Origin of the sequence: Methylomonas sp. MED-D (assembly GCF_050276835.1) — a bacterium.
Classification (GTDB): domain Bacteria; phylum Pseudomonadota; class Gammaproteobacteria; order Methylococcales; family Methylomonadaceae; genus Methylomonas; species Methylomonas koyamae_A.
Window position 1 is genome coordinate 4,902,844 of the sequence record NZ_CP189965.1, and the last position, 20,142, is coordinate 4,922,985.

Sequence of the window (20,142 nt, forward strand, 5' to 3'; positions counted from 1 at the left end):
CAAGGCTTGTTACGGCCTTTGCGATAAGTTGTTTGTCCCATATTAGACTATTCCTTTAATAGGCGAGCTAAGGTGTCGAGCATGTCAAGATTCGAAATTGATATTTTTTGATTATTAGATAAATATCTGTATTTTGATATATCGTCTCTAAAATCGATGCATTTTAGTAAGAATAGAAATTCTATAAAAACGCCAAATAGCAAGTAACTCAGGTTAAAGCTAGATTTCGCCGTGTTATATACTTCAATGATCCCGGCTCCACCAGGATTGTTTGCATTGCTCTGGATAATAGATATGAACTTTGAAAAATCCGATTTTAAGTCAGAGCTAAATAAGTCTAATATCCCTTCATGCTGTAAGTCCTGCGGCAGGAGATTGCCGCTAGATATTTTGTCAATAAATTGATCCAGGTTGTCTTCGTTGGATAAGTGTTCGCTTAATGTAGTCCGATTACCGCTATTAATACTGTTGTTAAGCATAAGCGCTACTAACACTCGGCTAGTTCTTAAATTGCCAGCCGTCCTTGAGGTTGTAAGGTCATTCTGTGTTTTCATTAACTCACCGGTTAAGGAGTTGTTCTGCTCTTTTGCTTTGCTGATTTCAAGGTTGTGGTTGCCAATAATGCTGTTTAGATATTCATGGCTAACTATGGTTGTCTTTCTTCCATCATATATTTTTTTATTCCGATGGTTCTCTATTTTATCCGTTAACAAGGTTATGTATAAGTCAAAAATCGGGTAAATAAATAGATACGATATGGCTGCCAAAAAAGGGAAGACCAAGTAATGGGCCCAGGCTTCGTTGATGAAAAATACACATTTGGTATACAGTATGTTATCGATATAAAAAAATTTGTCAGGAAATGAGTTTTCGCTAAATATTATTGATATAAAGCGATAATTAGAAATCAGCCAGGATATGCTAAATGCAATAAAAAACTTACTTCGGAGTCGTTCGATAATTAAATCGGAAAATTTGTCCAGAAAGCTCTTCATGGTTGTATTAAATGGGATTTGAGAGTTTAGCCAACGTCATGTGGAAGAAAGGCCGTAAGGCGTAATTGTAGGGCGTCAATAGGCGAAGCCGTATTGCGCCACATGTTGGCTTTTAATCATTCGGCGCATTACGCTATCGCTAATGCGCCCTACGCGGGCTGGTTAGCGATTATTGATCGGGAAAACAATACTGACATTCTTATATATCTCCTCTAGCTGACCGGCTTCCAAACCAAGAATGGCATAAAGCCTAAAATCACCGGACTGACCAACCATTTCAATTTTCATAGTAATGTGGCCTAGTGATGTGCTTGTAGCCGAAAGACTAAGTTCACCGTCAAGCGCTGACCATACTTTCTCCCCTTTCCACCCTTTCCATGATTCAGCCATTTCTCGGAATAAGAGGGTAGGTGGACCCGAAAAATATGTAGTTGAATGAACCTCTCCAACAAATGGCGCTCCAGTAAGCGATGCAACAAATTCGATTGCGTCGCTTGTGCGCCTCGACAACCGAAAGCTGAGGATCGTGGAATCGTCACATGACTTAATTGAAACTGTGTCCATGCTGATAGCTAGCGCCACAATTCACCAGAGGCAAAAACATAGCGAGGAACGAGCGGCGCTTTTTCCCGTCCGAGTGAAATTGACTTGTTATGCTTGTTTCCATATTTTGTTTGTCATTTCATTATATTCCCTAATAAATTCATCATCTAAATTTTCTGGATTACAAAATATCAACTCAGGCAACTGATCTTTTCTCAATATACTCTCGTGAGGTTCATAGCAATCTTTGTCTGTAGGATTGTTTGTTTCCCTCTGACAAGGTCGAAATAGCGCCGCACAACCACCATGCAAAAACGTTACACCATTATTAATTGCCGCCACAGCATCCTCAAAACTGCCATAAGATTTTCCTGATAAGTCTGCCGTACCGCCGGGTGGCGTCCAACAGAAACAATACTGTTCAGGGCAAAAGTCAAATTTAGGCTTTTCGTTTACATCCCATTTCTTCATTATTTTTCGAGCATAACGTTAAAGCTGTGCACTGCAAACGAAGTGCAGCGTAGTTTGCATCCGAACGAGCGCCTTGTTAGCCATTAGCCTGATGCCGCAATAAAGACTCTATGAGTGCACCACTTCTTAATGACTTATTAAATAGCTCATTTGATAAATTATCTATATATTCTTTATGCTCAATGGACTTCTCGTGTTCTTCAATTAGACTGACCATAAATTCCTCCTCTGTTCCTTCGCACTCTTTGGGCACAATAATGTATTGTGTAAAGTTCATGGCTCTATTGAAGTTCATAGAGGTATCGGACAATATACTTCTACACCTGTCAATAATTACCATTTCTTCTTCGACTAGCTCTTTGGGAAGGATTGGCATATTCAAGGCCAAACATTCCGCATATTTATTGAAAGCAGAGGTCGCGGATTTGTTATAGTGAGGCCAGTGATCCTGGTGTATTTTTCGATAGACTTCGTAGTCTGATAACTCTTCCTGTTCTCTATCATCAATTTGAAATTTGAAGTAATTTGCTGCTTCCTCTACCCATATATTAGTGATATCTGTTAATTACTTAATCTTCTTGATGGTTAAATAATGGTTCTGGTTTAGAAGAAGAATGCTATCGACTTTCTTCTCTAGAAATCTTGATTGCTGACTGCCCAGAACCTCTAACTGTGATTTGAAATGAGTTACTTCAATCTGAAGTTCTTTATTTAGCTCATTTTTCTTATGTTCAAGCTGCCCAATAGCTGGTTGTTTTTCTCCGCCAAATCGATTGCGTATTTCGCGTCAATTTTCTTAAAAAACCACGACTGCCCAAATTTAACGACAACCGCCAACGTCAATCCCGAGCCCACTAAGGCTGAAAATATCGATTTTAAAAACTCCCATGTTTCGGGATTCATGGATTCTCCATTAGATGGCTAACTAGTTATTAGATAGTTTCCGTATATCATCGGAGCCAAGTAGATAGAGTAGGTCTACAACAAGTTGCCGGCATTGAATCAGATTGAACGGTAGGCTGCAACCGCGCGCAGGCCGGTGCGCAGCCCCCAACTCACCTCTCCCCCAACAACGCATAACAAGCCGGGGTCAAAATCAAGCTGGCGGCCATGCCGATCAGCAGGCCGGCGGACAGCGACAGCGTCATCGGGATCAGGAATTGGGCTTGGGGGCTGGTTTCCAGCAGGGTGGGCAGGAAGCCGGCGAAGTTGGTCAGGAAGGCCAATAGGATGGGCCGGAAGCGGGAACAGCAGGCCTCGGCGATCAGCACGTCCACCGGCCGCTGGTCGCCGTCGTGCTGGCGCAGATAGTCCAGCAACACCAGGCTGTCGTTAACCACCACGCCGCTGGCGGCGATCATGCCGACCAAGGATTCCATCGACAGCGGCAGGCCGGCCGCCCAGTGGGCCAACACCGCGCCGCACCAGGCCACCGGCGCCGCCAGCAGAAAGATCAGCGGTTTGGCGTAGGAGCGAAACGGCACCGCGATCAATGCGTAAATCACCAACAGCGCGATCAGCGTGTTTTTGCCGAATGCGGCCAGCAGCTCTTTCTGCTCTTGGCGTTGCTGGCCGATTTTAACGTTCAGGCCGGGAAAGCGGCTTTCCAGCGTTGGGAACACGTCGCGTTCCAGCACCGCGTAGACTTCGTTGGCGTCGGCCACGGTTGGATCGACCCTGGCCTGGACTTTCAGTACTCGTTGCCGGTCCTCGCGGATGATGCGGGCGTAGCCTTGCAGCACTTCCACGTCGGCCAAGCTCGCCAGCGGCGCGCTGGCACCGTTGGGCAGCCGTACCGGTTGGGCTTGTAGTTGCTCCAGCGAGCGGCGCTCGCGCAACGGAAAACGCACCATCACCTTGACTTCCTTGCGGCCGCGCATGAAGCGATGCACTTCCTCGCCGTAATAGCCGTTGCGGACCTGCTCGGCCAGTTGTTCCAGGCGCATGCCCAGCCGTTCGGCCTCGGGCTTCAGGGTTAAATGAATTTCCGGCTTGCCGGGCTCGCCGGAATCGATCACGTCGTAGGCGCCGCGAAAGCCCTTGATTTGTTGCTTGAGTTGTTCGACCGCCGGGCCGAGTTGGGCCGGATTGTCGGCGCCGACCGTCAGCTCCAGGTCGTAGGGTTCGTCGCCTTCCTTGAAAATGAAATCCACCTGGCCGATTTGAATGTCGCCGATGCGCTTGCGCCAGTCGCGGATGAAATCCTCGACCTTGATGCGCTGGCGGCCCGCCGCCGACAATTCCAGCCACAGTCCGCCGCCGTGTTCCCAGACGATGGTTTCGACGCCGACAATGACGCTATGCTCGGGATCGTGACCGCGTTTGCCGGCCGTGGGCGGCACGCCGTCCAGTTCGTCGCGCAATTCGAACAAGGCGTTTTCGACGCGGGTGGCCAGGGCTTGCGCCTCGCTATACGGCGCGCTTTGCGGCAGCCGGATCGAGACCCAAAAGCTGTCCTTGGATACATCCGGATTGATCGATTGACGGACCCGGTCGCTGGCGACCAAACCCCAGCAAATAATCAGCAGGGCCGCGAACAGCGCGACGGTCAGATAGCGCCAGCGCAAGGCCGCCGCCAGTAGCGGCCGGTACACCCGCTCGACCAAACGGTCCAGGCCGCCGTTCAGCCGCGCGCGCAGCCGGTGCAAGGCGTTGCCCGAGGCCGGCGCTTGTACCGGCGCGACCAGATGCGAGGGCAGGATCAGCAGCGCCTCGATCAGCGAAAACACCAGCGTTAGGATCATGATCAGACAGATCGGCCGCATCATTTGCCCGGCCCAACCCGGCAAATACAAGCCCGGCAGAAACGCGACCAACACGATCAACACCGACAGGGTCACCGGCAAGGCCACCGCGCGTACGCCGTTGACGGCGGCTTGCAGCGGGGTTTCGCCGCCTTCGATCTGGCGGCTGTGCACGCTTTCGCCGATGATGATCGCATCGTCGACCAACACGCCCATCGCCAGCAAAAAACCGAACAAGGACAGCATGTTCAGCGAAATATCCAGCGCCGGCATCAGCCAGAACGCGCCCAGTACCGACGTGAAAATGCCGACGCCGGCCCACAAGGCTACCCGCACCCGTAGGAACAGCGTCAACACCAAACACACCAGCAAAAAGCCGCTCAGGCCGTCTTCGAGTAAGGTGCCGATGCGCTCGTCGTAGGCCTGGGAATCGTCCCACCAGCTAATCAGGCGCAAACCTTCCGGCAGACCGGCGCGGATGGCCTCGATTTCAGCCTTGACCTTGCGCGCCACCGCCACGCTGTCGCGCTCGGTGTGGATTTCCCAGCCCTGCGCGGTTTCGCCGTTGTGGCGCCAGTCGTACAAGCGTTCCTCCAGGCCGTCGCGGATCGTGGCAATCTGGTCCAGCCGCAGCCGGTTGCCGTCAGGCAGGGTCTTGACGATCAGCGCGCCGACCGCGTCGGCGTCCTTGGCGCGGCCGGCCACCCGCAGCAGCAATTCGCCGTCCGGATTGCGGATCAGGCCGCCGGGCAGGTCGACCGACGCCGCCCGCACCGCTTGGGTGACTTCGTCCAGCGTCAATTGATATTTGCGCATTTGTTCCGGCGCGACTTCGATGCCGATTTCGTAAGCCCGTTCTCCGTAATTGCGCACCCGGCTGACGCCGGGGATGGTCGACAGCTGTTGCTGAATCCGGTCGCCGAACTGTTGCAATTTGAAGGCATCGGTGTCGCCGTGCAGCGCCACCCAGATCACGCCGTCGTCGTCCTTGCGGTCGGCCGGCAGTACGTCGATTTTTTCCAGTTGTTTGGGCAGACGCGGAATGGCTTGCACCCTGGCGCGCAACAAGGCCATCATTTGTTCGCGATCCCGGTCGGGGCGGATTTCGACCGACACCAGACAGGTATCGCCCTGGATTTCGCCGTGCAAATGCTTGATACCGGGCAAGTCCTGAATCGCTTCCTCGATCGGGATGCACACCGATTCCTCGACTTCGGACGGTCCCGCGCCGGGGAAGGTGGTGGCGATCTCGATCTGATGCGGACTGAAGCGCGGAAACACTTCCTTGTCGACGTCCAGCATGCCGATCACCCCGCCGGCCAGAATCAGCAGCATCAGCAAATTGGCCGCGACCGGGTTGCCGGCAAACCAAGCCAAGACCCCGCCCCGGCGGGCCGCGCCGTGCGAGCGGCTCATGGCCGTTCTGCCGAGACTTCGACCCGCATGCCGGCCACCGGCATCGGCATGTCCGAAACCACGATGCGCTCGCCGGCGTTCAGGCCGGATTTGACGATGACCCGGCCGGGCTCGCCGCGCAGAAGCTCCACGTCGCGGAAGGTCAGGCGTTGTTCGGCATCGACCAGCTTGACTTGGCCCAGATTATTCAAGGCGTTGCGCGGCAAGGCGTACAGTCCGGCCCGAGCCACGCCTTCGATCTCGGCTTGCACGAACAAGCCGCTCAATAGCGGCGCTCCGCCGTCGCGGCTGTTATCGGGTTGTTCGACCTGCGCGACCAGAAACAATTGGCCGCTGCTGCTGTCCAGCTCGGCTTCGCCGCGAACGATGCGCCCCCGCCAGGTTTGCGGCTGGCCGGCCACCTCGGCGCTCAAGGTCACCGCCGGCCATTGCCCGGTCCGGCCGGATTGACCCAGCGGCAAATCCAGAAATGCCAGTTCGTTGATGCCGACCGGTAGCCGGATTTCGGCGATGTCGTTGGCGTAAATCCGGGCGATCGTCGCGCCGGCCGGCAGAAACTGGCCGCGGCCGACTTGCTTATTCAGCACCCGGCCGGAAAACGGCGCGCGGATTTCGCAGCGACTACGGTCCAGCTTGGCCTTGGCCAGATCGGCTTCGGCGGCCTGCAATTTGGCTTCGGCTTCGGCCAGCTGCGGTTTGCGCAAGGCCAGGTCGCTGGCTTCGCCCTCACCCAGCGCCTGCCATTCGCTACGGGCTTGCTCGGCCTGGGCGCGTTCGTTGATCAACACCCGTTTGGCTTCGGCGATCTTGGCTTGGGTCGCGACGATAGCGTAATCGTAGTCGCGCGGATCGATGCTCGCCAGCAGCTCGTCGGCCTTGAAGAAGCCGCCGGACACCAGGGCCGGGTGCATCTTCTCCACCTTGCCGGCGACTTGGGCGATCAAGTCGATGGCTTCGCGCGGCGCGACCACGCCTTGCGAATGCACGTTCAATTTCAAGGTTTGCGGCTCGGCTTTGATGACCTCGACACGCGGCACCGGCGGCTCGGCCGGCGCCGGCAGACTGCCGGGTCGCAACGCGATCATCGCCCAGGCCGCGCCGACCGCGGCGGTCAGCACCACGGCCGGCAAAATCAGTGGTAACCATCGGGATTTTTCGTTCACACCGGGCCGCCCAAGGCCAAATACAAGTTAATGCGATTGGTTAATAACTGCCGCCGCACCGCCAGATGCGCGCTTTGCGCGTTCAAAGTGCTGCGGTAGCTGTCCAGCAAGGTCAGGATTTCGATCAAACCTTGCTGATAGGAATATACCGCCAACTTGCGGCTGGCTTCGGTTTGCTCGACCGCCTCGCGCAGCGCGCGTTCCTGGTCGCGCAGCCTGGCCTCGGCGGCCAATGCCTGTTCGACTTCGCGAAACGCGTTCAGCGCCACGCTTTGGTATTGCTGGTAGGCGTCGCGGACGCGGGCTTCGTTCAGGCGGATGTCGGCTTGCAAGCGATCGCCGGTGAACAAGGGTTGGGCCAGACCGGCCGCCAAATTCCAGGCCGCCGAGCGTGGATCGACGATGTCGGCCAGGGCCGGCGTACTGGTGCCGCCGCTGCCGGTCAGCGTCACGCGCGGCAGCAAGGCTTTTTGCGCGCTTTCCAGCCGGGCGTCGGCGGCCGCCAAGCGTCGAAACGCGGCGGCGATATCGGGGCGGCGTGTCAGCAATTCCGCCGGCAAGCCGACTGCCAAGGCCTGGGGCGTTTCCGGCAAGGCCCTGCGGCCGGCTAATTCGCCGTCGGGGTAGCGGGCGATCAGACTCTGCAAGCGCTTGGCCAGAATCTGCACGCCGTTAAGCGCGCTGGCCGATTGCGCTTCGGCGTTGGCCAGATCGGTCAGGGCCAGACGCAAGTCCAAGCCGCGGGTCAGGCCGCGATTGAAACGGCCGCGGATCAAATCGACGATCACTCTGCGATCCTTAACCGACTGGGCGGCGACTTCGGCTTGCCATTGCGCTTCCAGCCATTCGAAGTAGGTCTGGGCGATCGCGGCGGCCAGCGACAGACGCGCGGCGGCGTAATCGGCGCCGGTCGCGTCGGCCTCGCGTTCCTGGCCGATTTGGGCGGCCTTGATTCGGCCCCAGACATCCAGCTCCCAGCTGGCGCTGAACAGCGCGCCGAAGGCGCCGGACTCCACCGATTGGCGGCCGTCGGCGTCGCCGCGCTGGTAGCCGGGAACGAAGGACAGTTGCGGCCAGCGACCGGAGCCGGCGATCACGGCTTGTTCGCGCGCGGCATCGACCCGCGCGGCGGCGGACAGCAGGTCGAAGTTCTCGGCCAGCCCCACCCGGATCAGCGCGTTCAGTTGCTCGTCGCCGAAACCGGCCAGCCAGCCGGCTACCGGTTCCTGCACGCTCACCGCTTCTCGCCATTGCGCGGGCACGGCCAAGGTCAACGCGGCCGGATCGCGTTCCGGCGCGGTTTCGCAAGCGCTTAGCACGCCGGCCAGACTGCCGACCAGCGCCGCGCGGCGGACATTGAATTTCGGTATTCGAATCAAGCGATGAGCGATTTAATGGGTTTTAGGACGGCGCTTTTTCAACCAGATGACCACGCCGGTGACCGACAGCATCACAATGGTCAAACCCAGCAGGCACACGAAGATCCGGTAGGGCATGCCGAACACGTTGGCCATGTGCAAGGCCGCCAGCCAAGCGGTAATGGTATTGCCATTGTATTGGCCGCTGGGCAAAAGCAGCATTTTTGGCGCGCCGCTGACCGCGTCGATCACCACCCGCAATTGGCCGCCCTTGTCTTGGAAATCCAGGTCGCTACGCGCGCTGTATACGTAAAAGCCTCGGCCGGCGTTATACCAGATCGCCGCGGGTTGCAATACCGCGAAGCCTTGCTCGGCCCCGGCCTTGCGCGCGGCGGCATCCGCCAACTCAAAGGCCTCGCCGATCACGACCGGCGGGTTTTGCAAGGGTTGCGGCAATTCGGGAATGTCGGTCCAGGGCTGCCGGAAATCGCTGACCGTCTGCATCACCTTGGCGTAAACCGTATCGCCCAAGTTCATGTACACACTGGACCAGGCGAAAGCCAATAACGCGATCCACACCCACAAACCGCCGGCGCGGTGCAAGTCGTAATTGATGCGGAACGGCGAGCCGCGCCATTTCACGGCCCAGGCCGGCCGCCAGCGCCGCCAAAACGATGGGCCCGCGGCGCGAGCCGTTAGTGGCTTGGCCGGCAAGGTCAGATAAAAACCGACGAAACAATCCAGGGTCCACACCAGCGCGGTGATGCCCAATGTCCAGGCGCCGATGTCGTCCAGGGCCAGGTTGTAATGCAGTTTATAGATAAAGGGCATCAAGTTGTTTATGCCTTCGGTAATCGAGCCCCAGTGCCGTCGGCCCAGTTCCGCGCCGGTGTAGGGGTCCAGTATCACTTGATCGAAATCCAATGCCAACGGTTGGCCGGTTTGGGCGTCGTTGTTGGGCGAAACGCCGATATCGACGTGGCGCGGCGACAGCCACAAGGAGGCTACCCGCGCGCGGCTGCCCAAGGCGTGTTCGGCGCTATCGAGTAATTGCGGAATCGGCAAAGTTTGCCGCCCGGCGGGTTCGGCGTACAGGTGCGGGCTGACCAGGCCGTCCAATTCCTCGTAGAAGGCCAACAGACTGCCGGTCAAACCGACCACGATCAAAAACGCGGTCATCGCCAAGCCGGCATAACGATGCACCAGCACCCAAAACGGGCGAATTTTCATAAGCTCTCCTTTTCGATTCGGACTTACCAGCCGTTAGTTTGGCACTCAATCTAATAAGACGACTGAGACCGCAAAATCCCCACCAAAACAGCCGATTATTTGGATTGATGGATGAAGATGGGAAATTTGCCTGGGTGTTTGCGGCATTCGAACCGGAGGCGATCGGCGCAATGCCGGCCGATTCACTGGTCTGGGCGCTAGGTTGACGCCGTTAGCGAAGACTGGGACGAAATTGGCGGCATGTCGCGATAACCCGGCTGAACAGGCTCGCCCGAATCTTTGCGTTACGCGTTCTCGGCTGAAAATTACTGTTCGAAGCGCCGCGGGGGGCACTCCCCCCACGTCCGAAAATCGCGCCGATTTATTGCTCTCTGCGCTGGTATGTCCAATTAGGGTTATATTTTTCAGGCGACGCGAGGGGCTGGGTGTTCGCATTGAATGCGGGATCGAAAATCTTTCCAAAATTTAGGCATATGCTAGGATAGGCGTGTGTGCATATATGCTGGCAATTTTGCATGGCAATTAGAGTGGTTGTAGATACAAATGTCCTGGTTGCCGGCTTGATCGGCGGTAAAGGACCGAATCGAGAAGTTCTTCGCCGTTGCCTCCAAGGCGATTTACAGCCCTTTGTCGGCAACGCACTTTACCTTGAATATCAAGACCTTCTTAATCGGCCGAAGATTCAGGCTCTTTGCAACCAAACTTCGGTGGCTTTGCAGGAATTTCTTGATGGTTTTGCACAGGTTTGTACCGCAATCGACGCCCGCTACTTATGGCGGCCCAATTTAAAGGACGAAGCGGATAATCATTTGGTGGAACTGGCGATTGCCGCTCGTGCCGCTTACATCATCACCAACAATGTGTCGGACTTTGCCCATGCCGAGCTTAAACGGTTGGGTTACGAAGTCGTGACACCGGAGCAAATATTGAGGTTATTAAAATCATGACAACCTTATCCATTCGATTGCCCGACGATATGGCCGAAAGGCTGAAAAACATAGCCAAGGTCCGCGACATCAGCCTCAACAAGCTGATGTTCGAATTATCCACCCAAGCCTTGGCGGAAGAGGATGCCAAACAACGCTTTCTAGCCGCCCAACTGCGAGGCGACCCTAAGCGGGCTTTACGGTTGTTGGACGAATTGGATGCGCTGGGGCTTTAAGAAGCCTGTAATTTGTAGGGTACATTAGCGGCAGCGTAATGCGCCGCATGATTAAAGGCCAACATGCGGCGCAATACGGCTACGCTTATTGACGCCCTACTATTACGTCTTACGGCCTTGTGCAGACACGCCCGGATCTTCGCGTTACGCGTTCTCGGCGGAAAATGAATGTGCGAAGCGCTGCGGGGTGGTGGGCGTTCCTTGTTCGTTCCTATTAGGGGCTCGCGCTGTTTATACTCTCCGCAGATACGTTCAGTTGCTACGATTGACCGTAGCCGCTGATTACATTTGTAAACCGGCTAATTAATTTGTTAGGCTTTTGGGGCGACGAGATTGCTTGAGCAAATGGGGGTGACGCAATTCGACCCTTTGCGGTCTATCGCTCCATCTGATTCAATGACGGAAACTTCGCCATTACCGGCCATTGTTACTGATCATCGATGATATACAGAAAGGAAAATCCGTGCCGTTCATAAATTTATTATGGCAACACAACTTCTTGGTGGATATACGGAAATCTATTAATTACTCGTTAGCCATAGGAAATGTATGATGCAAACATGCTACATGTGTGAAAAGGAATCGACATCTGTGGAGCATGCTCCACCAAGATGTATTTTTCCAGAACAAAAAGATTTGCAGCCAGGCGAAAATTATCGCGTGAATCTAATCACGGTACCATCATGTGACGAACATAACACGCAAAAGTCTAAAGAAGATGAATACCTGTTATATATTCTGCCATCTACAGTTGGTGTCAATGAAGTTGGATTAAACCAATTTCTAACAAAGGTGCAGCGGGCAATTGTTCGAAAACCATCATTAGGCAGCCAACTCGCCAACAATCCTATTCCAGTAAAAATTCATGATACCAAGACTAATATATTGTCTGATGCTGTTGCGCTAGAAATTGATATTGGGCGAATACAAGATGCTCTAGAGAAGACTGCGCGCGCAATATATTTTCATCATACAAATAAAAAACACATGGGGTCATTGAATGTCGTGGGGAACTTCTCACTGAATTTACAGAATATCCTACTAAACGAACAGTCGGCAGCTCTTTTCGAAATGGCAGATGTTCTGCTAGAAAGTCAGCAATATTACGGAGATAACCAAAAAGTATTTAAATATAGGTTTGTAGAGACCGGAAAAATAGGAATTTTAGATCTTACGTTCTACGGCTCAAACAGAGCGCTGGCAGTTATGAACTATGGCTAACTGTAAGGAAATGTATAGGGACGCTGTTGTTACATTCATAGATATTCTCGGTTTTCGTGAGATCGTCATGACCTCTGAACCTGATGTTGTGCGAAGAAAATTGACCGCAATAAAAAGATTTGCTGTTCCAAGGAGTGTGGCTTCCGAAGATGAGGAAGAGTTCGAACCAATTACCATTCAATTTTCTGATTCAATAGTAAGAGTTAGACCAGTCGACACTGAGACGAATCAGATGTATCCAATTGGAATCGTTTTTCACGAGTTGCTGGATATGGTTCATGCTCAGGGTGAGCTCGTAAAAGAGGGGGTATTATTGAGAGGTGGGATTGCATATGGTCAAATTCACTATGATGGTTCTGTGCTCTATGGGCCAGCCTTAATCAAAGCATATGACCTTGAATCCAAATATGCAGTCCATCCTAGAATTGTTGTAGAGCCAGAGCTAATCTCGGAGTTAAAGTCAAATCAATACTTGCAATCTAAACACAACTCATTAGAACAGGAGCTTGAATATATAGAAAAACTGCTTAGACAAAATGATGATGGAATATGGTTTGTAGATTATATTAGGGCGGTAGCATCAGAGCTTGATGAAATAGAAATGTACCCTGAATTTCTTGAAGATCATAGAAATCTAATTGTAAATGCAGCATCAGCTCATCCGGGCTTTAGTACAGTTTCGGCCAAGTACATGTGGCTCGCAAAATATCATAATTCATGTATAGAGGAGTTGTCTGATGAATGGTATGAGCACTACTCTCTTGAGAAGAGCGATCTTATGATTACTTCTGATCATATACCGGTCTTGCAGGAAATAAAGCCCTAACAAATCCACAAACTCGGCCCCAAAGAAGCCCGCTCCTTCGCCGCTCTGATTTTTGGTCGGGTTATAACTGGAGCCCGTAGAATGCGGTAAACAACGTGCACCGCATGTGCGCCTGTGAAGGCGCGTAAACAGCACGGTGAAAGTCCGTGTCGGAGAAAGCCATAGCTCCGTAATCAAAAGTCACTGCGTCGCCGTGAGGTGGGGTGGAGAGCAACTGGCGATGAAAGACCAGTCCGTAGGAGACGAACCCGATTCGGCGGGATGGGGCGGCGAGCCTGCATGTGGAAGGCGAAGCCCGAAAATCGTCCTTGACGTTACGATGGCGGATAAAACGATCAAGGAGCCTATCAAGTGGTTGGGGATGGAATGGTCGGAAGTTTACGCGAGATAAGCAGGGAGACCTGTCGTAGCGAGAGAACGACGGCAGGAGTCAGAGCCTCCGTAAGGCCATAAGGTGCGCAGACTATAGGGTGCTGCCATCAGGCGCACCGTTCGCGATCGTTGCGCCTCGCATGGCTCGGCACAACCTATAGGCGGTCGCACTTTTTTGGGATTACGGCTGGCGGCTGTAGATCAATTAACAGACCTTCGTCAGAAAAACTATCCGTCCGCAATTGGCCGTAAGCCGTCACTAAATTTTAGCGACACTCGACCGCAGCACGGGTTCAGGTCTTGCTTCAGCAGGTCATTGGCGCCGATCAGGTCTTCAGGGCTTTGATAGTTCGATATCAAGGCGTCGAGCAGGTCAGTCGGGATGGTTTTCGATGATACGGTCATGGCTTCCTCCTTATCGGAATCGGTAGTCTCCTACCTCAGGACCGTTTACACAAAAATTCTTACACTCTCCACTGGCGCCCGAGTAATCAAGGCTCCGAGCCTTGCCCGCAACTCTAAAAGCCTTGCGCGCAACACTCCGAGTAATAAACACAGGGCTCCGAGCCTTGCCCGTAACTCTAAAAGCCTGACGCGCAACACTCCGAGTGATAAACGCAAGGCTCCGAGCCTTGCCCGCAACTCTAAAAGTCTCGCGCGCAACACTCCGAGTGATAAACGCAAGGCTCCGAGCCTTGCTCGCAACTCTAAAAGTCTTGCGCGCAACACTCCGAGTGATAAACGCAAGGCTCCGAGCCTTGCTCGCGATTTTAAAAGCCTAGTCAGCTATTCCCGCTGCGCGACGCGCTTATTTACGCCGAATACGGGATTGGTCGGTAGGCATATTCCTGCCGGTAGTTGCTAAAAATGCGGCCCTATTGATCAGGGGAATTCCGTCGGGCCGAGTTCGTTGAAGCCCCGGCTGGTGCGCCCTTCGACAGGCGGGCGGTATTTAAGGGCCGGGCAATAACGAGCCGGAACGGACTTTTCCCGGCGTGTGCAAAAAATAGACACATGCCGATCAGGTGTTGCGGATCGCGCTTAAAGCTGTTTCCGCATCGGTTTGTTTGATGCGCCTGGGACAACGTCCTGTCATGCTCGTTGGGGTAAGCGGAGCATCAAACGGCTCTGCGAACCTGCGTTGGCCGGTAGGCGCGGCTGGCGTTTTCGGTGGGTTGGCGGCGGATTCCGGCCGAAAACGCCGACGCAAAAAAAGCCCCCGATCCGATCCCGGACGGGGGCTGTGGAAGTACAGAGCACTTAACAACGGGAGGTACTACGAACTTACAGCAACGTCGGAAAACTCGGTCTAGCTGTTTCCGACGCTCGCGCGTCCGTGCGCTCCGAGGATGCCGACTCGATCGGCACCCGAGTTAAAACCGGGACATCGCTCGCGCGGGCTTGGCTTGTTGCAGATTGCTGGCTAACGCGGCGGCGCCGAACAAGGCCATGGATAACAGCCATTGCTCCAACACCAATCCAAAAATGCCGGCTGAAAAGAACGCGCCGGTCGCGATATCTCTGTATAAAGAGTCGGCCTTTTTCATTTCTGCTCCTAGACTGCATCGAGTCGGTTAGTGAAGTTGGTTTCACTTTAGGCCTGAGCGGATTTATTTACAATACGCATTTTTACAGATTTAAAATTTCCAAATAAGAAACAAAATTCTTCCCACAAGAACGGCCGCTCTTGTTACTATCTTTAGGATTGGCTAGAAACCGTCATTAACTTGTAAAGACGGCCGGGAATGGCGTCACCGGCAGGGAGACGACAAGTACGCTTAGGCCTCGTTCTCGCGTCAATCCATGCGTCGCAAAACCGTCAGCGGCGCTTGCCGCACCACGCCGCGCACGCCCCAGAATCCCGCCAAACCCACGCCCAGCATGCCGATCAACGGCAATGCCAGCCACAGCGTAAAGTTGGGCCGGTATTCGATCTGCATCACTCGGTTATACAAAGCAAACAACACCGCTTCCGAGGCGATCACCGCCAGCACGCCGGCTGCTCCGCCCAACACCGCGAACTCGATCCAATGGCCGCGCCGCAAGAAGCCGCGGCCGGCACCGAGCGTGCGCAACAAGGCGCTCTCGCGGATGCGCCGGTCCAGGCTGGCGTAAACCGCCGCGAACAATACGGTAAACCCGGCGGCCAACGCGAAGTACAGCAAGACGTCGATGGCGCGGGTCAGTTGGGTCAGGATGGTTTTGAACTGCTTCAACAACAGATCGACTTCCAGGATCGTCGTCGCCGGAAAGCGCTTGACCAAACCGGTCAACAGCGATTTTTGCGATTCGTCCAGATAAAAGCTGGTCATGTAGGTGGCGGGGAAGCCGGTCAACGTGCCGGGCGAGAAAATCATGTAAAAATTCGGCTGCATCGTATCCCAACGCACGCTGCGCAGATTGGCGACCGTCGCGGTCAAGCGCTCGCTACCGACCGTGAAACTCAATCGGTCGCCGGGATGAATCCCGAGATTGTCGGCCAGCTTTTGTTCGACCGATACCAGGCCGGGCACCAAGCCCCGCCAGGCGTCGCCGGCGACGACGCGGTTATCCTCGGGCAATTGCTCGGCCCAGGTCAGGCTCAGTTCGCGTTGGGTCGCCGCTTCGCCGGTGCTGTCCTTACTAACTCGGCGCTGCACCGCTTCTTGATTGATCTCGATTAGACGTCCCCGCACCACCGGGTAGAACGGGCTGGCGGTGATGCCGAGTCCAGCGATGTCCCCACTAAAACCGCCGACCTGGTCCGGCAGAATGTTAAGCGCAAAGTGGTTGGGCGCCTGGTCCGGCAATTGCTTTTGCCACTCGGCGATCAAATCGGACCGTACGGTAAAGCTCAAGGCCATTGCCGCCAGGGTTACGCCGAAGGCCAGGATTTGACCGATGCCGGCTGGGCCGTGACTGATCAGGCCGCGCAAGGCCATGCGCCAGCCCAGATTCATGGCCGGCAGCGCGCGGCGGGCGGCCCGCAGCAGGCCGTAGAGCAACAAGCCCAGCAGCGCCAAGGTCAGCGCGCCGATGCCGAGTATCGTCGCGGTCATTTTCCAATCGCCGGTATAGCGCCAGATCAACGCGCCGACCACGCTCAGCGCCAGCCCGTAAATCAACCAGCCGCTGGCCGGCATCGGTTCCAGGTCGCGGCGCAACACCCGCAGCGGCGCGACCCGGCGCAGCCGCAACAGCGGCGGCAATGCAAATCCCAGCAGAATCGCCAGCCCGGTGGCGAAGCCGAAACCGACCGCCAGCCAGCCGGGGTCGGCAACCCGCGCCGGCAATAAATCGTGCAGCATCAGGAATAAGCCGTGCTGGGCCAGCCAGCCCAGCAGCGCGCCGCTGCCGCTGGTAACGATACCCAACATTAAAAATTGCCCCAAGTACAGCGCCACGATTTCACCCTGCTTGCAACCCAGGCAGCGTAACAGCGCGGTAGCGTTGAAATGCCGCTCGGTATAGCGGCCGGCGGCCATCGCGATCGCGACGCCGGCGATTAAAATCACGACGACGCTGGACAGGCCCAGATAGCGCTCGGCCCGGCTCAACGCCGAATCCAGCTCCGGCCTGTCGTTGCGCACGTCCAGCAGGCGTTGCGACGGGTTCAATTGCGGTTTCAGCCAGTCGCGGTAAGTGGCCAGCGCGGTTTCGTCGCCGCTGAACTGATACGCGAAGCGTACCCGGCTGCCCGGTTGAACCACGCCGGTCGCGGCGAGATCGGCCAGCGCCATCATCACTCGCGGCGAGAAACTGTACAGATCGCCGCGCCGATCCGGCTCGTAACCCAACACTCGAGTCACGGTCAGCACGGCCTCGCCGACGGTCAGCCGGGCGCCCGGTTCCAGTTTCAAAGCTTGCAGCACCCGCTTGTCGACCCAAACGGTGCCGGGTTCCGGACCGGCGTGGACTTCGCTCAAATGATCGAACGCGCCGTCGCCGGTTTTCAGGTAGCCGCGCAACGGATAACCGCCGCCGGTCGCCTTGATCGAGGCCAACAACATCTCGCCGTTCTCCAGCAACATGCTTGGGAATTCGACGGTTTGCGATTGAGCCAAGCCCAGTTCGCCGGCCTTGCCCAGCCAGGCCGGATCGATCGCGGCCGGGCCGGCGACGGCTAGGTCGCCGGCCAGAAATTCGGCGGCCTGCAGCGTCATCGTGCGCTGCAGTCGGTCGGCGAACAGCGCAATCGCGGTCGAACTGGTCACCGCGATCAGCAAAGCCATCACCAACAGGGTCAATTCGCCGGAACGGCCGTCGCGCCACAGCATTTTCATCGCCAAGCGAAAGCGCTTCATACGATGCTCCCGGCTTCCAGCCGTATCGTGCGCTGGCAACGCGCCGCCAAGCTCATGTCGTGGGTTACCAGAATCAGGGTCGTGTGTAATTCCTGGTTCAATTCGAATAATAATTCGACGATGTGCGCACCGGTGTTGCTGTCCAGATTGCCGGTCGGCTCGTCGGCGAACAAAATCGCCGGCCGGCCGACGAAGGCTCGCGCCAACGCGACGCGTTGCTGTTCTCCGCCGGACAGTTGCCGAGGCGTATGTTGCAGCCGCTTACCTAGGCCGACCCGCTCCAGCAAGGTTCGGGCGGCCGGTTCGGCGTTCGCGTTCCCGGCCAGCTCCAACGGCAGCATGACGTTTTCCAGCGCGGTCAAGGCCGGCAGCAATTGGAAGGACTGGAACACGAATCCGACCAACTCGTTGCGCAGCGCGGCCCGGCCGTCTTCGTTCATTTGGGTCAAATCGCGGCCGGCAACGATCACCGAGCCGCTACTCGGGGTGTCCAGCCCGGCCAGCAGACTCAACAGCGTGGACTTGCCCGATCCGGATTCGCCGACGATCGCGATGCTTTCGCCCGGCTTGATGATTAAATTCACCGATGCCAAGATATGCAAATCCCCATCCGAGGTGGGAACGGTTTTGCCGAGACCTTCGGCGACAATGACAGGTAGAGCGGCTGTGCGATTAAGTGACATGACTGGAATGGTCCTTGCGATGGTATTAAGTGTGGCACCCGCCGGGGCCGCGGCTAAGACGATCGTGGTGTTGGGAGACAGTATTAGTGCCGGTTACGGCATCGAAGTTCAGCTCGGCTGGGTCGCGCTGCTGCAAAAAAAACTGGTCGACGCCGGCAGCCCCCATGCGATATTCAACGAAAGTATCAGCGGCGACACGTCGGCCGGCGGCTTGGCGCGTTTGGAGTCGATCTTGGCGCGTCACAAGCCCGATGTCGTGGTGCTGGAGTTGGGCGCCAACGATGGCTTGCGCGGCCTGTCGCCGCAAGAAATGAAGCGTAATCTGACCGAAATCGTCAACCGCTCGCGACACATCGGCGCTGAAGTGTTGTTGTTGGCGATGAAGATTCCCCCCAATTACGGCAAACGCTATATCGAGATGTTTTACGAAGTTTACCCGCAATTAGCCGGCGAGCTACGGTTGGCATGGGTGCCGTTCATTTTGGAAGACATTGCGCTGAAACCGGAACTGATGCAGGCCGACGGCCTGCATCCCAACGCCGACGCCCAACCGCTGCTGGTCGAGAAAATTTGGCCGTCCTTACTTCCGCTGCTGAAATAGCTGCCGTCAACCGGCGATGAACGGCGACTTCCAATTGCCGGAACGGTAGCGTTCCAGATTGTCGCGAAATACCCCGGCGCCGCGGTATTCCCAATAGCCGGACAATTGGCCGAGGTTGTTGCAAAAACTGCGGACCATGACGATGACCGGCACGTAAAACCAATAGCTCGGCCGCAAGTCGGGGTTGTTGCGCTTTAAGGTGGTGATGACCGGATTGACCAGCGTGAAAAACATGAAGCTCAGTACCGCCATCGCGATCAACCAAAAACCGAAAAAGCCGAAGCCCAGCAGCAGTGCCAGCATCCAGATCACGTGGTTGCGCAAGTGATAAAACACGATGTTTAGATCGGTCTGGCCGATCCGGCCGGTCCCCTTGCCGTACAAATAATATTGCTTGGCGAGTTTTTTCAGATTTGGGCGCGGGCGCCAGGAGATGATGGCTTCCGGCGCCACCGCCACCTTGCAGCCCAAGGCCTTGGCGCGCTGGGCGAATAAGGTGTCCTCGGCGGTATACAGCCATTCCGGATAACCGCCGGCGGCCAGCCAGACGCTTTTACGAAACGCCGAATTCCGGCCGTGAAACACCCGTTCCTCCTCGTTGGCGGCGTTGCCCGACGTGGATAGTTTGCCGGCGAAGAACTCGAAGTCGTTGATGCTTTCGACATTCCTGACCCCGGTCACGGCGCCGTAGTTCGGGTCGTTCAGCAAGGGTTGCACCAGCGCGGCCAGCCAGCCGTCCACCGGCCGGCAACCGCCGTCGGTGACGGCGACAATATCGCAATGGCTGCGGGCGATCGCGATATTGCGGCCCTGGGCAATATTGACGCCCGGCTCGACAAAGAACTTAACGTTGCGATGTTCGGCCGCGTAAGCGTTCAGCACGTCCAATGTACCGTCGCTGGAGCCGCCGTCGACGATGACGATTTCATCGGCGCGCAAGCTTTGCCGCAAGAAAGCGTCCAGCAATTGCCGAATGCTTTCGCGTTCGTTTAACACCGTGGAAATGATGGCTATAGTTGGTCTTTGCATGGGCTGCACACTTACCTTTTGGGGTTGATCGGAGCGACTCCGCCG

Annotated in this window: 18 protein-coding genes; 5 read left to right on the forward strand and 13 right to left on the reverse strand. The window is 55.7% G+C overall.

Going from position 1 to position 20,142, the window contains the following annotated elements; genetic code table 11:
* Positions 1 to 47 precede the first annotated feature (47 nt).
* From ACQE3E_RS21860 to ACQE3E_RS21895, 8 genes are all read right to left on the reverse strand, one after another.
* Complete coding sequence (locus ACQE3E_RS21860; RefSeq protein WP_427501069.1) at positions 48 to 767, reverse strand: hypothetical protein; 720 nt, start codon at positions 765 to 767, stop codon at positions 48 to 50.
* Between the two features lie 390 nt (positions 768 to 1,157).
* Positions 1,158 to 1,559: a DUF6228 family protein gene (locus ACQE3E_RS21865; RefSeq protein WP_427501070.1), complete on the reverse strand. Its 402-nt coding sequence runs from the start codon at positions 1,557 to 1,559 to the stop codon at positions 1,158 to 1,160.
* A gap of 87 nt (positions 1,560 to 1,646) precedes the next feature.
* Positions 1,647 to 2,009, reverse strand: a complete 363-nt coding sequence (locus tag ACQE3E_RS21870) for a hypothetical protein (RefSeq protein ID WP_281021698.1) — start codon at positions 2,007 to 2,009, stop codon at positions 1,647 to 1,649.
* Positions 2,010 to 2,085: 76 nt separating this feature from the next.
* Positions 2,086 to 2,391 carry a hypothetical protein gene (locus tag ACQE3E_RS21875; protein ID WP_427501071.1) on the reverse strand — a complete coding sequence of 102 codons (306 nt, stop codon included), beginning with the start codon at positions 2,389 to 2,391 and terminating at the stop codon, positions 2,086 to 2,088.
* A 673-nt stretch (positions 2,392 to 3,064) separates the two neighbouring features.
* Positions 3,065 to 6,169 (reverse strand): efflux RND transporter permease subunit, encoded by a 3,105-nt coding sequence (locus tag ACQE3E_RS21880; protein WP_427501072.1) that lies wholly within the window; start codon positions 6,167 to 6,169, stop codon positions 3,065 to 3,067.
* Positions 6,166 to 7,332 carry an efflux RND transporter periplasmic adaptor subunit gene (locus ACQE3E_RS21885; protein ID WP_427501073.1) on the reverse strand — a complete coding sequence of 389 codons (1,167 nt, stop codon included), beginning with the start codon at positions 7,330 to 7,332 and terminating at the stop codon, positions 6,166 to 6,168. Before ACQE3E_RS21885 ends, ACQE3E_RS21880 begins: the two co-directional genes overlap by 4 nt.
* Positions 7,329 to 8,711, reverse strand: a complete 1,383-nt coding sequence (locus ACQE3E_RS21890; protein ID WP_427501074.1) for an efflux transporter outer membrane subunit — start codon at positions 8,709 to 8,711, stop codon at positions 7,329 to 7,331. The genes ACQE3E_RS21885 and ACQE3E_RS21890 overlap by 4 nt, the downstream gene beginning before the upstream one ends.
* Before the next feature lie 12 nt (positions 8,712 to 8,723).
* Complete coding sequence (locus tag ACQE3E_RS21895) at positions 8,724 to 9,920, reverse strand: PepSY-associated TM helix domain-containing protein (RefSeq protein WP_427501075.1); 1,197 nt, start codon at positions 9,918 to 9,920, stop codon at positions 8,724 to 8,726.
* A 515-nt stretch (positions 9,921 to 10,435) separates the two neighbouring features.
* Between ACQE3E_RS21895 and ACQE3E_RS21900 the strand changes: the two genes are divergently transcribed.
* The 4 genes from ACQE3E_RS21900 to ACQE3E_RS21915 all read left to right on the forward strand — a co-directional run bounded on the left by ACQE3E_RS21900 (position 10,436) and on the right by ACQE3E_RS21915 (position 13,129).
* Positions 10,436 to 10,867 carry a putative toxin-antitoxin system toxin component, PIN family gene (locus ACQE3E_RS21900; protein ID WP_064023876.1) on the forward strand — a complete coding sequence of 144 codons (432 nt, stop codon included), beginning with the start codon at positions 10,436 to 10,438 and terminating at the stop codon, positions 10,865 to 10,867.
* Complete coding sequence (locus ACQE3E_RS21905; protein WP_427501076.1) at positions 10,864 to 11,082, forward strand: ribbon-helix-helix protein, CopG family; 219 nt, start codon at positions 10,864 to 10,866, stop codon at positions 11,080 to 11,082. Before ACQE3E_RS21900 ends, ACQE3E_RS21905 begins: the two co-directional genes overlap by 4 nt.
* Positions 11,083 to 11,649: 567 nt before the next feature.
* Positions 11,650 to 12,303, forward strand: coding sequence for a hypothetical protein (locus tag ACQE3E_RS21910; RefSeq protein WP_427501077.1), 654 nt, complete (start codon positions 11,650 to 11,652; stop codon positions 12,301 to 12,303).
* Positions 12,296 to 13,129: a hypothetical protein gene (locus ACQE3E_RS21915; RefSeq protein WP_427501078.1), complete on the forward strand. Its 834-nt coding sequence runs from the start codon at positions 12,296 to 12,298 to the stop codon at positions 13,127 to 13,129. The genes ACQE3E_RS21910 and ACQE3E_RS21915 overlap by 8 nt, the downstream gene beginning before the upstream one ends.
* Positions 13,130 to 13,729: 600 nt before the next feature.
* Here the strand turns inward: ACQE3E_RS21915 and ACQE3E_RS21920 are convergent.
* From ACQE3E_RS21920 to ACQE3E_RS21935, 4 genes are all read right to left on the reverse strand, one after another.
* A complete protein-coding gene (locus tag ACQE3E_RS21920) occupies positions 13,730 to 13,906 on the reverse strand; it encodes a hypothetical protein (RefSeq protein WP_427501665.1) in 177 nt (58 codons plus the stop codon).
* Positions 13,907 to 14,874: 968 nt separating this feature from the next.
* The gene (locus tag ACQE3E_RS21925; protein ID WP_281021708.1) at positions 14,875 to 15,048 is read right to left on the reverse strand and encodes a hypothetical protein; all 174 of its coding nucleotides are present in this window, start codon (positions 15,046 to 15,048) and stop codon (positions 14,875 to 14,877) included.
* Positions 15,049 to 15,297: 249 nt separating this feature from the next.
* A complete protein-coding gene (locus tag ACQE3E_RS21930) occupies positions 15,298 to 17,784 on the reverse strand; it encodes an ABC transporter permease (RefSeq protein WP_427501079.1) in 2,487 nt (828 codons plus the stop codon).
* Positions 17,781 to 18,467 carry an ABC transporter ATP-binding protein gene (locus ACQE3E_RS21935; RefSeq protein ID WP_427501080.1) on the reverse strand — a complete coding sequence of 229 codons (687 nt, stop codon included), beginning with the start codon at positions 18,465 to 18,467 and terminating at the stop codon, positions 17,781 to 17,783. Before ACQE3E_RS21935 ends, ACQE3E_RS21930 begins: the two co-directional genes overlap by 4 nt.
* Here ACQE3E_RS21935 and ACQE3E_RS21940 point away from each other — a divergent pair.
* Positions 18,466 to 19,068 (forward strand): arylesterase, encoded by a 603-nt coding sequence (locus ACQE3E_RS21940; RefSeq protein ID WP_427501081.1) that lies wholly within the window; start codon positions 18,466 to 18,468, stop codon positions 19,066 to 19,068. The two genes, ACQE3E_RS21935 and ACQE3E_RS21940, sit on opposite strands and share 2 nt — an antisense overlap.
* A 6-nt stretch (positions 19,069 to 19,074) precedes the next feature.
* On the opposite strand, the gene ACQE3E_RS21945 is transcribed toward ACQE3E_RS21940, so the two are convergent.
* The gene (locus ACQE3E_RS21945) at positions 19,075 to 20,097 is read right to left on the reverse strand and encodes a glycosyltransferase (RefSeq protein ID WP_427501082.1); all 1,023 of its coding nucleotides are present in this window, start codon (positions 20,095 to 20,097) and stop codon (positions 19,075 to 19,077) included.
* Positions 20,098 to 20,142 lie beyond the last annotated feature (45 nt).